We start from the raw sequence: 13,714 nt of genomic DNA on the forward strand, positions 1-13,714 counted from the left end.
AGCATGTACGTAACCCCAATCACATCCGCCTCGTTCTGCCGATTCCACAGGATCGACGCAGAACGGACACGCAGAGCGTCAGGCGGTAGCAGCGTTGCCAAGCTTTCGTTCACGGCGCCGAACACCGCACCGGTAAAGATGACACCGACCTCCTCGCCGCGGTACAGAGAAACCCGTCCGAAGTGTCTGGTGAATTGCTCGTACGACACCGTCCAGCAGGTCGGCGGGACCTGACGACCAAGATAGCCAAGACCCCACGGCCTTGGAAGTGAGCATTCCGCACCTGGCCGAATGTGAGGTGATCCCGTTCAGCGGGGAAAATGATTACGCGTCAGTTTTTCACCCACTGGAAAGGTTGCGAGCCATTTCGACGAGGGCGGCCGCGTCCATTGTGTAAAGCTCCTGCATCTGATCCGTGTTTGCGTCTACGACCCTCTCGGTCGGTTCGGGGCCAGAGGCAAGCGCGAGTAGCGGGTCGAGCAGGCCGCTTTCCCGCAGTCGGTCGAGCGGCAAGGTCATCAGGAGGCTGCGGATCTCCGCGTCCCTCTCCCCCGTTTTCGCCCGGGGCACGCTTTCGGCCATGCCGGGGAAGAGCACGGACGCCACGTGCGCGGCGAGGGCGTCCAGTCTCGGATGGTCGAAGACCAGCGTGGCCGGAAAACGCAGACCGGTGGCGGCGCTCAGCCGGTTGCGCAGTTCCACGGCGGTCAGGGAGTCGAAGCCCATGTCACGGAACGACCGCTCCGGGTCCACCGAACGGGCGGTCGTGTGCCCCAGTACGGCGGCGACCTGGTCGCGGACGAGACCGAGCAGCGCGCTGTCGCGCCGTTCCGCGGGCATGGCGGCCAGCCGCCTGCGCAGGACGTCCCCGGGTTCGTGCGCCTCCTGGACGGCCCGGCGCCGTACGCGGGTCGCGGCCGGCCCGAGGAGGGCGTGGAACAGTTCTGGCAGCGGTTCCCGCGCGTGCTGTGCGCGCAGGGCCGCGGTCCGGACGGGTGCCGCCACGACGGCGGGGTCGGAGAGCCTGCCGAGCAGCGTCTCGTCGAGCAGGGCCAGAGCCTCGTCGGTGGGCAGGGCGCGAAACCCGCCGGAGCGCAACCGCTGGTGGTCGGCGGCGTTCAGATGCGCTGTCAGCGCGCTGGCCTCCTCCCACAGCCCCCAGCCGACGGACACGACGTCTCCACCGCGTTCCCGTCGCCAAGGAGCGAAGGCGTCGAGAAAGGCGTTGGCGGCGGCGTAGTTCGCCTGTCCGGGCGAGCCGAGGGTGGCGGCGGCCGAGGAGAACAGCACCAACTGCCTGACCTCCGGGTGGAGTTCGGTCAGCCGGTGCAGGTTCTGGGCGCCGTGCGTCTTGGGCCGGAGTACGGCGGTGAGCCGGTCCGGGGTCAGGGAGGCGATCGCACCGTCGTCGGTGGTGCCCGCGCAGTGCACGATGGCGGCCAGCCTGAGCCCCGGGGACGCGACGGCCTCGTGCAGCCGGGACGGTGCATCGGGATCGCCGATGTCACCGGCCACGACCTCGACGTCGGCACCCGCGGTGGCGAGTTCGACGCGCAACGCCTCGGCCCTCGGTGTCTCCGGGCCGGTGCGGGACTGGAGGATCAGGTGCCGGGCGCCGTGCCGGGTCACGAGATGGCGGGCGACCAGAGCGCCCAGAGTGCCGGTGCCGCCCGTGACGAGCACCGTCTCGCCCGGTGCGAACCGTGTCGGGGCCAGGGTGAGCACGGCCTTGCCGACGAGGGTGGCCTGTGCGAGCGCCCGGAAGGCCCTCGGAGCGTGGTGGACGTCCCAGACGGTCGCCGGTGGCGGGGTCAGCACGCCGTCGGCGAACAACTCGCTCAGGGCGCGCAGGATCTCCTGGATCCGTTCCGGCCCGGCGTCGGCCAGATCGAAGGGCCGGTAGTCGACGTCCGGGTGCTCGGCGGCGAGCGCGGCGGGGTCCCGCAGGTCGGTCTTGCCCATCTCGACGAACCGGCCGCCGCCCGGCATCAGCCGCAGCGAGGCGTCGGTGAACTCGCCCGCGAGGCAGTTGAGGACGACGTCCATGCCGCGGCCGTCCGTGGCCTTGAGGAACGCGTCGTGGAAGTCGAGGGTCCGCGAGTCCGCGATGTGCGCGTCGTCGAGTCCGGCCGCCCGCAGCGCGTCCCACTTGGTCCGGGAGGCGGTCGCGTACACCTCGGCCCCCAGATGGCGGGCCAGTTGCACGGCGGCGGAGCCGACCCCGCCGGCTCCCGCGTGGACGAGGACGCGCTGCCCGGCGCGCAGTCCGGCGAGGTCGACCAGGCCGTAGTAGGCGGTCAGATGAGCGACGGTGGCCGAGGCGCCCTGGACGTCGGTCCATCCGTCGGGCACCGGGGTGAGCAGCCGGGCGTCGGCCAGGGAGATGGGCGCGAAGGGGGTGTCGAGCGTGCCCATGACCCGGTCGCCGGGCATCGGCCAGGTGACTCCGGGCCCCACCTCGGTGACCACTCCGCACCCCTCGCTGCCGAGCCGTGCCCGGTCCGGGTACATGCCGAGAGCGATGAGGGTGTCGCGGAAGTTGAGCCCGGCCGCGCGGACGGCCAGGCGCACCTGTCCCGCGGCGAGTTCGGCGGTGCCCTCCGGGCCGGGTACGAGGGCGAGATTACCGAAGGATCCGGGCTCGGTGACGTCCAGCCGCCAGTGGTCGCAGCCGGCGGGCTCGGCCAGTACGTCCGGCTCCGGAGCGATCCTGTGCAGGCGCCGCCCGTGGATCCTGCCCTCCCTCACGGCGAGTTCGGTCTCTCCGGCGGCGAGTGCCGCGTCCAGCGCGGCCGGGGTCGGCGGCCCGTCGTCGGCCGCCGCGTCCAGCAGGACCATGCGTCCCGGCTCCTCGGCCTGCGCGGACCGCAGCAGGCCGACCAGAGCAGCATGCGCGGTTCCTGTGGCGCTCGTCCGGGTGCCGGGCACGGGCGCGGCGTCACAGGTGACGACGACCAGCGGCAGATCGGCCGGCCGGTCGCCGTCGAGCCAGTCCCGCAGCAGGCCAAGTCCCCAGACCGTGGCGTGTTCGGCGGCCTCCGCGATGGTGTCGTCGGTCGCGGTGACGGGACAGCGGGCCACGACGGCGGTCGGAGCCGGGGCACCCTCGCTGAGGGCGCTGTCCAGCTCCGCCACGGAACCGAAGCCGGGCATTCCGGGGACTGGTTCGGCTCCGAGGACCACGTAGGTGCCGGACTCGGCCGACCGGGCCGGGAGTTCCGTCCACGCGACGCGCAACAGCGCGTCCTGTCCGACGACGGCCGCCGGGGACAGCTGTTCGGGTGTCACCGACCGGAAGGCGAGCTCGTCCACGGTCACGACCGGCGCGCCGGTGGCGTCCACGGCGTGCACGGACAGCCCGTCGGCTCCGGACGGCGCCAGTCGTACCCGCAGGGAGGTCGCGCCCGTCGCGTGCACCGTCACGCCGGACCACGAGAACGGCAGCCGAGCGCCCCCGTCCAGGGTGCCCGGCAGCAGGCCGGCACCGTGCAGAGCCGCGTCGAGGAGGGCGGGGTGCAGGAGGAAGCCGTCCTCGCCCCGTCCCTCGCCGGGCTCCGTCCCGACCTCGGCGAACACCTCGTCACCGCGTCGCCAGGCGGCTCGCAGCCGGCGGAAGAGAGGACCGTATCCGAACCCGGCGGCCGCCATCTTCTCGTAGACATCGTCCAGTTCGACCGGCTCGGCTCCGACGGGCGGCCACGCCCCGAGGTCGAACTCGGACTGCGGCGCCCCGCCCAGCACGGCACTGCCGTGCCGGGTCCACTCCTCCGTCTCCCCCGCCCGCTCCGGGCGTGAATGGAACCGTACGGCCCGATGTCCGGCCTCGTCCGCTTCGTCGACCACTACCTGGAGCTGAACGGGTTCGCTCTCGGGGAGCAACAGCGGTGCCTCCAGGACGAGTTCGTCCAGTCGGGACAGCACGAACCGCTCGCCGGCCCACAGCGCCAGCTCCACGAGGGCCGCGCCGGGCAGCAGCACGGTGCCGAACACCGCGTGATCGGCCGTCCACGGCTGGTCCTTCAGCGACAGCCGTCCGGTGAACACGGTCCGGTCGGCGTCGGCGAGTTCCACCGCGGCACCGAGCAGCGGGTGTCCGGCCCGCCCGAGTCCGGCGAGCGCCGCGTCGCCGAGCCGTGCGCCGGGCACCTCGGTCCAGTAGCGCTGGTGCTGGAAGGCGTACGTCGGCAGGTCCACGGCGCGGGCACCGGTGCCTGCGAACCATTCCCTCCAGTCGACGGCGGCTCCGTGGACGTACGCCTCGCCGAGGGAGAACAGCAGCCGCTCCGGGCCCCCTTCACCGCGGCGCAGGGTCCCGGTGACGGCGACCTCCCGCCCGGCCGACTCCGCCGTGTCCTGCACCGCGCCGGTGAGGACGGGGTGCGGGCTGATCTCGACGAAGACGTGGTGTCCGGCCTCCAGCAGACCGTTGACGCTGGGTTCGAGTCGGACGGTGGAACGCAGGTTGCGGTACCAGTACTCCGCGTCCAGCCCCACGGTGTCGAACCGCTCACCGGTGACCGTGGAAAAGAACGGGACCCGGGAGTCCGTGGGCGCCAAACCCTCCAGCAACTCCAGGAGTTCAGCGCGGATCCCCTCAACCTGGACCGAGTGGGAGGCATAGTCCACGTCAACACGCCGGGCCCGGACACCCTGCCCGTCAGCCCAGGCCAGCAACTCCTCCAACGCCTCGACCTCACCCGCCACCACCACCGAGGACGGACCGTTCACCGCCGCCAGATCAACCCGGCCGGCCCACCTCCCGACCGCCTCGCGCACCTCCCCGGCGGGCAACTGCACCGACACCATCCCGCCCCCACCCGACAGGGCCAGGATCGCCTTCGACCGCAGCGCCACCACCCTCGCGCCGTCCCCGAGCGACAGAGCCCCGGCCACCACCGCAGCGGCGATCTCCCCCTGCGAATGCCCGACCACAGCCGCCGGCTCCACCCCGTACGACCGCCACACCTCCGCCAACGACACCATCACCGCCCACAAGACCGGCTGGACCACATCCACCCGGCCGAACTCACCACCACCCCGCAGCACATCCGTCAACGACCAGTCCACGAACGCGGACAACGCCTCCTCGCACTCCCCCATCCGCGCCGCGAACACCGGAGAGGCGTCCAGCAGTTCCACCGCCATCCCCGCCCACTGCGACCCCTGACCCGGAAACACGAAGACGACTCCCCCGTCGCCCGCCCGGCCCGACACCACGGCGGCGTCCGGTCGTCCCTCGGCCAGAGCCGTGACGCCCCGCAGCAGTTCGCCGCGCTCACCGCCCACGACCACGGCCCGGTGCTCGAAGGGGGCACGTGACACCGCCGACGCGAGGCCGACATCCTGGGGGCGTGCGGCGGGCCGGTCCGCGAGGTGGGTGAGAAGCTTCGTGGCCTGGGCCCGGAGGGATTCCGCGCTGCGTGCGGAGAGCAGCCAGGGCACAGGCCGTTCGCCTCCGGTGGACTCGTCCTCGTCGCCCGGCTCGACGGTGTCGCCCTGTTCAAGGATGACGTGGGCGTTGGTGCCGCTGATCCCGAACGACGACACCGCTGCCCGCCTCGCCCGTCCCGTCTCCGGCCACGGACGCGACTCCGTCAGCAGTTCCACCGCCCCCGCCGACCAGTCCACCTGCCGCGTCGGCTCGTCCACGTGCAGTGTCTTCGGCAGCACCCCGTGCCGCAGCGCCATCACCGACTTGATCACGCCGCCCACTCCGGCCGCCGCCACCGTGTGGCCGACGTTGGACTTGATGGAGCCGACCCACAACGGCCGCTCCTCCGGGCGTCCTTGGCCGTAGGTGGCCAGCAGCGCCTGCGCCTCGATGGGGTCGCCGAGCCGCGTACCCGTGCCGTGGGCCTCCACCGCGTCCACGTCCGACGGGGACAGGCCGGCGACGGTCAACGCGTCCCGGATGACGCGCTGCTGGGAGGGGCCGTTGGGGGCGGTCATGCCGTTGGAGGCGCCGTCCTGGTTGACCGCCGAGGCACGCACCACCGCCAGCACCGGATGGCCGTGGCGCCGCGCGTCCGACAGCCGCTCCACCAGGAGGACACCCACGCCCTCGCCCCAGCCGGTGCCGTCGGCGCAGTCCGCGAACGCCTTGCAGCGACCGTCCGAGGCCAGACCGCCCTGACGGGCGAACTCGGGGAAGATGCCGGGGGTCGACATCACGGTGACGCCGCCCGTGAGGGCCAGGTCGCATTCACCGGAACGCAGTGCCTGCACGGCGAGGTGGAGGGAGACGAGTGAGGAGGAGCAGGCGGTGTCGACGGTCAGCGCCGGTCCCTCCAGGCCGAGCGTGTACGCCACACGGCCGGACATGACGCTGCTGGTCATCCCTGTCAGGGACGGCGCCTCCTCGGAGCCCTGGGCCATGGCCAGGAGGCCGACGAAATCCTCCGAACCGCCACCGAAGAAGACGCCGGTACGGCTGCCGCGCAGCGCTGGGGGCGCGATGCCGGCCCGTTCCACCGCCTCCCACGACACCTCCAGCAGCAGCCGTTGCTGGGGGTCCATCGTCATGGCCTCGCGGGGCGAGACGCCGAAGAACTCCGCGTCGAAGCCCGCCGGATCGTCGAGGAAGCCGCCCTCCAGGGTCACCGACGAGGCGAGGCCACCGCCCTCCTCGTACAGCTCGTCGACCGGCCAGCCCCGGTCCCGGGGGAATCCGGAGATCGCGTCCACTCCGTCGGCCACCATGTGCCACAGGTCCTCGGGGGACCGGACCCCGCCGGGGAACCTGCACGCCATACCGATGACGGCGATCGGCTCTCGTGCCTTCTCCTCCGTCTCGCGCAGCCGTTCGCGAAGGTCTCGGGCATCCGCGATGGCCCGCTTGAGGTAGTCACGAAGCTTGGTCTCTGTGGCGGTGCCGGGCGGCGTGGGGGATGTGCTGGACATGCGATTGCGTCACTTCCCTGGGGTGTGGGGGTGTCGGCTGCCGGGTCCCGGCGGGTCAGGAGGGTCCGGCCGAAGCGGGCGGTACCGGCCGGGTCAGGACAGCCGGAACCCGTCCTCGACCATGGCGAAGAGGTCGTCGTCGGAGGCCGCCTCGAGGTCGCGGTCCGCGGGCTCGCTCTCCGGCCGCTGCCAGGTCGTCAGCAACTGCCGCAGCCGGTCGTCGAGGCGGGCGCGGTCCGGGTCGTCCGCCGGGACCTGGGTCAGGGAGCGGGCGAGGCCGTCGACTACGGCCAGTGCCTCCTGGGCGGGCGATGCCTGAGGCGGGGCGAGTTCGGCGTGCAGCAGGGCGGCCACCGCCTGGGGCGTGGGGTGGTCGAAGACGAGGGTGGCGGGCAGTCTGAGACCGGTCGCCGCGCCGAGGCTGTTGCGCAGTTCCACGGCAGTCAGGGAGTCGAAGCCCAGCTCGCGGAAAGTGCGTTGGGGGCTGAGGGACTCGGGCGAGCCGTGGCCGAGGACGGTGGCGGTGTGGGTGTGGACGAGGCCGAGCAGGAGACGGTCGCGCTCGGTCCCGGACAGCGCGGCCAGCCGCTCGGCGAGTCCCGGCTCGCCGGTGCCCCCCGGGCCCGCGGCGGCTGCGCGGCGGAGCGCGGGCGCGCGCACCAGCCCACGGAAGACCGGGGGCAGGGTGCCGGCCTCGGCCTGCTGCCGCAGGGCGGCGGCGTCGAGCGCGATCGGCGCGACCGCGTCGGTGTCGGCACCCACGGCCGCGTCGAACAGGGCGAGTCCGTGGTCCGGGGGCAGCGGGAGCAGTCCGGAACGGGCCATACGGCGCTGGTCGGTGTCGCTGAGGCCGGCGGTCATGCCACCGGACTGCTCCCAGGCGCCCCACAGCAGGGACATGCCTGCGAGGCCCCGGGCCCGGCGCCGGGCGGCGAGGGCGTCGAGACAGGTGTTGGCGGCGGCGTAGTTGGCCTGTCCGGGGTTGCCGGTGACACCGGAGGCGGAGGAGAACAGCACGAACAGGGCCGGGTCGTGGCCGAGTTCGCGGGTAAGAGCGTCCAGGTGGGCGGCCGCGTCGGCCTTGGGGCGCAGGACACGGTGGAGTTGTTCGTTGGTGAGGCCCGCGGCCAGGCCGTCGTCGAGGACGCCCGCGGTGTGCACGATCGCCGTCGGCGGGCGGTCGAGCCCGGAGAGCACGGAGCGCAGGGCGTCGCGGTCGGCGGCGTCGCAGGCGACGGTGGTGACCGCCTGTGCCCCGGCCACGCGCAGGTCGGCTTCCAGCGCGGCGGCACCTGGCGCTTCGGGGCCGCGCCGGCTGAGCAGCAGCAGACGGCGGGCCCCGTGCCGGGCGACGAGGTGCCGCGCGAGGAGGCCGCCGAGGTTGCCGCTCGCACCGGTGACGACGTACGTGCCCTCGGGATCCGGGCGCCGAGGCACCGTGAGGACGGCCTTGCCGACCAGCTTGGCCTGGCTGAGCGCCCGGAAGGCGTCGCGGGCGCGGCGTACGTCCCAGACGGTCAGCGGCGGTGGTGTCAGGGCGCCTTGGGCGAAGAGCTCCAGGACCTCGGTGAGCATGGCGCGCATCCGCTCGGGCGGGGCCTCGTTGAGGTCGTACGCCTGGTAGGCGACGCCGGGGTGGGCGGCGGCCACGGTGGCGGGAACGCGGATGTCGGTCTTGCCCATCTCCAGGAAGTGGCCGCCGCGGGGCAGCAGCCTCAGGCCCGCGTCGACGAACTCCCCGGCCAGACAGTCGAGTACGACGTCCATGCCCTCGCCGCCGGTGGTCTTCAGGAAGTGGTCGGCGAAATCGAGGCTGCGCGAGTCGGCGGTGTGCGCGTCGTCGAGACCGGCGGCGCGCAGCACAGGGCGTTTGCCGTCGCTGGCGGTGGCGTACACCTCCGCGCCGAGGTGCCGGGCCAGCTGGACCGCCGCGGTGCCGACGCCTCCGGCTCCGGCGTGCACGAGGACCTTCTGGCCCGGGCGTACTCCGGCGAGGTCCACCAGCCCGTAGTAGGCGGTGAGGTAGGCGATGGGCACCGACGCGGCCTGTTCGAAGGTCCAGCCGTCGGGCATCGGCGCGAGCCAGCGGTCCTCGGTGACGGCGACCGGGCCGAAGGCCGCGGGGGCGAGACCGAGGACGCGGTCGCCGGGTCGCAGGCCGGGCACGTCCGGTCCCACGGCGCTGACCACGCCGGCGAGTTCACCGCCGAGGCCACTCAGTCGGGGGACGAGGCCGAGAGCGACGACGACGTCCCGGAAGTTCACTCCGGCGGCGCGAACGTCCACGCGCACCTGGCCGGGCCCGGGCGGGTCGGTGAGCTCGCCGGGAGCCGGGACGAGTGCCAGGTCGTCGATGGTGCCGCTGTCGCCGACGCGTTCGAGGACCCAGGGCCCGCCGTCGGCGGGCGGCAACAGGGCGGGGTGGTCGGCGAGAGGGGTGAGGCGGGGCGCGTGGACGGTACCGGCCCGGAGGGCCAGGCGGGGCTCCGGTACGGCGACGGCCTGCGGCAGGGCCGCGGCGGACGCCTCGTCGCCGTCCCAGTCGAGCACGGTGATCCGGTCGGGGTTCTCGTGTGCGGCGGAGCCGAGCAGCCCCCACACCGCGGCGGCGGCCGGGTCGGGTACGGGCTCGCCGTCGGTGACGCGTACGGCCGCGCGCAGCAGCACGACGAGCCGGGCGGCGGCGCGGGTGTCGTCCGCGATCCAGCGGCGTACGGTGTCCAGCGCGCGCTGGGCCACGACGTGGACCGCCGTCACGGCGGTGGGGTCGCCGGGATCGGTGCCGGGCGGCAGGGCGGCGTCGAGGTGGACGACGATGTGGTCGGCGTCGAGGGCGGCGGCTGACACATCCGGATGGTGAGTGGCTTCCGGCAGGGCGGGCAACCGGTCCGGGTCCCCGACGAGGGCCCAGCGGCCGGCCGGTACGGCGGGTCCGTCCGGCGGCGGCACGGTCTCCCAGCCGGGCACGTGGAGCCCGTCGGCCGGGCTCGGGGCCGGAGGACTGCCGGTGCCGTCGGTGACGACAGTGGGGGCGGCCCGCACGGTGAGCGAGCGGACGGTAGCGACCGGGGTGCCCGCGGGGTCGGCGAACGCGAGGGCGAGCCTGTCCGGGCCGATGGGCGTGAGCCGGACGCGCAGGGCCGTGGCGCCGGTGGCGTGCAATGTCACCCCGTCCCAGACGAAGGGCAGCCGTCCCTCGCCGGGCGGGGCGGCGAAGGGGCCGCCCGCGAAGACCGCCGCGTGCAGGGCCGCGTCCGCGAGCGCCGGGTGCAATCCGAAGGCGGCGGCGTCGCCCGCGGCCGCCTCGGTCAGGGCGACCTCGGCGTACACCTCGTCGCCCCGCCGCCAGGCCCGGCGTACGCCCTGGAAGGCGGGGCCGTAGGCGAAGCCGGCGGCGGCGAAGTCGTCGTAGAGCGAGCCGGTGTCGAGCGGTGCGGCCTCGGGCGGGGGCCAACTGCCCTCGGCGGCCCACGCGTCGGCGTCTCCACCCTGCCCATGGTCGGTCCGTTCGCCGTCGGTCGGCTCACCACCGGCCCGCTCGTCGCCCAGGGTTCCGTCTGCGTGCAGGCTCCACTCGTCGCCGGTGGCCGTCTCCGGCTGGGAGGCGACGGTGAAGGTGCGCCGCCCGTCGGGGCCGGGCTCACCGACGACCGCCTGGAGGCGTACGCCGCGCGTGGAGGGGAGCACCAGGGGGGCGTGCAGGACGAGTTCGCCCACCGAGAGGGTCGTCCGGGCGCCGGCGTCGAGCCGGGCGGCGGCATGGAGGGCGAGTTCCACGAGGGCGGTTCCGGGGACGAGGACCGTGCCGCCGACCGCGTGGTCGGCCAGCCATGGGTGGGTGTCCAGGCCGAGGCGGCCGGTCAGCAGCAGCGTGTCCGTGCCGGCCACGGTGACGGCGGCCCCGAGCAGGGGGTGCCGGTCGGCGGGCAGTCCTGCGGCGCCCGTCGCCGCCGCGCCCGGCTTGGGGCGCAGCCAGTAGCGGCCTCGCTGGAACGCGTACGTGGGCAGCGCCACCCGGCGCGCGCCCCGGTCCGCGTAGAAGGCGGCCCAGTCGACGGGGACACCATGGGTGTGCAGACGGGCCACAGCGGTGACGAGCGCGCGGACCTCGGGCTGGTCGCGGCGCTGGGCTGCCACCCACAGCGGGGAGCCGGAGCCGTCGGGGCCATCGTCCGCCTGGGCGGTGAGCACCGCGTCCGGGCCCAGTTCGAGCAGGGTGGTGACGCCCGCGTCGCGCAGGGTGCGGGTGACGTCGTGGAAGCGGACGGTGTCCCGGACCTGTCGGGCCCAGTAGTCCGGCGACCGCCACCGCTCCTCGTCCTGGAGCGTGCCGGTGACGCTGGAGACGACGGGCAGGACCGGTGCCTGGAACTCCACCTTCCGTACGACGTCGCGGAACTCGTCCAGCATCGGGTCCATCAGCGGTGAGTGGAAGGCGTGCGAGACGCGCAGCCGGCGGGTGCGGCGCCCGCGGCCGGCGAAGTGCTCGGCGACGGAGGCGACCGCGGCGGCCGTGCCCGAGGCGACGACGGACCGCTCCCCGTTGACCGCGGCAAGCGCGACGGCGGCCTCCTGGCCCGCCAGCAGCGGCGTCACCTCGTGCTCGGCTGCCTCCAGGGCCACCATCGCGCCGCCCGTCGGGAGCGCCTGCATCAGCTTGCCGCGCGCGGCCACCAGCGCGCAGGCGTCGGTCAGCGACAGCATGCCGGAGACGTGGGCCGCGGCGAGTTCGCCGACGGAGTGGCCGGCCACGTACCGGGGGGTCGTCCCCCAGCTCTCGACCAGCCGGAAGAGCGCCACCTCCATCGCGAAGGTCGCCGCCTGGGTGTACTGGGTGTCGTCCAGCAGCGCCGCCGCGTCCGAGCCCGCCTCGGCGAACATCAGGGACTTCAGGTCGTGTCCGAGGTGGCCGTCGAGGTCGGCGCAGATCGTGTCGAGTGCCTGTGCGTACGCCGGGAAGACCTCGTACAACTCGCGTCCCATACCGGGGCGTTGAGCGCCCTGGCCGGTGAACAGGAAGGCGCAGACCTGGTCGTCGGCCGGTCCGGTCAGCAGCCCTGGGGCGGGCTCGGCCGAGGCCAGCGCCTTCAGGCCGCGTACGAGCTCGTCGTGGCCGTCCGCGACGACCACGGCCCGGTGGTCGAGGGCGGCGCGGGCGGTCGCGGTGGTGTGGCCGAGGTCGAGCAGGCGGCCGCTGTCCGGGCCGGTGACGCCGAGCAGGCGGCCGCTGTCCGGGCCGGTGACGCCGAGCAGGCGGCCGCTGTCGGGACCGGTGATGTGATCGTGCAGCCGGGCGGCCTGTGCGGCCAGCGCGTCGGCGTCGCGAGCGGACAGCAGGACGGGGACGGCGGGCAACGCGGGTGCCGGCTCGACCTCGGCGTCCGCCGTGGGCTCCTCGTTCACGGGGGCCTGTTCGAGGATCACATGGGCGTTGGTGCCGCTCACGCCGAACGATGAGACGGCCGCACGCCGGGGCCGGTCCAGATCGGGCCAGTCCCGTGGCTCGGCGAGCAGCTCGACGGCGCCCGCCGTCCAGTCCACCTGGGGTGTCGGCGCGTCGACGTGCAGCGTGCGGGGCAGTTTCCCGTGCCGTATCGCCATCACCATCTTGATGACGCCGGCGGCGCCCGCGGCGGCCTGGGTATGGGCCAGGTTGGACTTGATGGAGCCCAGCCACAGCGGCTGCCCGTCGGGGCGTTCCCTGCCGTAGGTGGCCAGCAGTGCCTGCGCCTCGACGGGGTCGCCGAGCCGGGTGCCCGTGCCGTGTGCCTCGACGGCATCGACGTCGCCGGCGGTCAACCGGGCGTTGGCGAGGGCCTGGCTGATGACCCGTTGCTGGGAGGGGCCGTTGGGCGCGGTGAGACCGTTGCTGGCGCCGTCCTGGTTGACGGCGGTGCCACGGATCACCGCGAGAACCTCGTGGCCGTGGCGCCGGGCGTCGGACAGCCGCTCCACGACCAGCAGGGCGGCACCCTCGCCCCAGCCGGTGCCGTCGGCGGCCCCCGCGAACGACTTGCACCGGCCGTCGGCGGCCAGGCCGCCCTGGCGGGAGTTCTCCACGAAGGTGGAAGGGGTGGCCATGACGGTGACGCCGCCCGCCAGCGCCAGGTCGCACTCGCCGGCTCGCAGGGCCTGGGCCGCGAGGTGGAGTGTGACCAGCGAGGAGGAGCAGGCCGTGTCCACGGTGACGGCCGGGCCCTCGAGGCCGAAGGTGTAGGCGACGCGGCCGGAGACGACACTGCCCGCGACGCCCGTGCTCAGGAAGCCCTGCACCTCGTCGGGCATGGTGGACAGTTCGCCCGCGTAGTCGTGGTACATGAGCCCGGCATAGACCCCGGTGCGGCTCCCGGTCAGGGTGCCGGGGTCGATCCCGGCGTGTTCCAGGGACTCCCAGGCCACCTCCAGCAGCAGCCTCTGCTGTGGGTCCATGGCGAGTGCCTCGCGCGGCGAGATGCCGAAGAATCCGGCGTCGAACCGGGCCGCGTCGTGCAGGAACGCGCCTTCGCGGGCGTGGCTGGTGCCGAGCCGGTCGGGATCCGGGGCGAACAGGGCGTCGAAGTCCCAGCCACGGTCGTCCGGCATGGCGCCCACGGCGTCGCGTCCCTCGTCGACCAGCCGCCACAGCTCGTCGGGTCCGGTGACCCCGCCGGGGAAGCGGCACCCGATGCCGACGATCGCGATGGGCTGACTGCCGGAGTCCTCCAGCTGTTTGACACGTCGGTGAGCCTTGCGCAGATCACCCGTCAGGTTGCGGATGTACTCGACGAGCCGTGCCTCGTCCGTCACTGGAACCCCCGGGGGTCGGAGCCGTGCG

The 13,714-nt window shown here is 73.8% G+C and carries 2 protein-coding genes; both read right to left on the reverse strand.

All coding sequences use genetic code 11. The features are described 5' to 3' along the window. Positions 1-339 precede the first annotated feature (339 nt). Positions 340-6,900, reverse strand: coding sequence for a type I polyketide synthase (locus AB0959_RS03730; RefSeq protein WP_366824623.1), 6,561 nt, complete (start codon positions 6,898-6,900; stop codon positions 340-342). 93 nt (positions 6,901-6,993) lie between these two features. Continuing rightward, positions 6,994-13,686: a type I polyketide synthase gene (locus AB0959_RS03735; protein ID WP_366824624.1), complete on the reverse strand. Its 6,693-nt coding sequence runs from the start codon at positions 13,684-13,686 to the stop codon at positions 6,994-6,996. Positions 13,687-13,714: the final 28 nt, after the last annotated feature.

This window comes from Streptomyces sp. NPDC046862 (assembly GCF_040704615.1).
Taxonomy (GTDB): domain Bacteria; phylum Actinomycetota; class Actinomycetes; order Streptomycetales; family Streptomycetaceae; genus Streptomyces.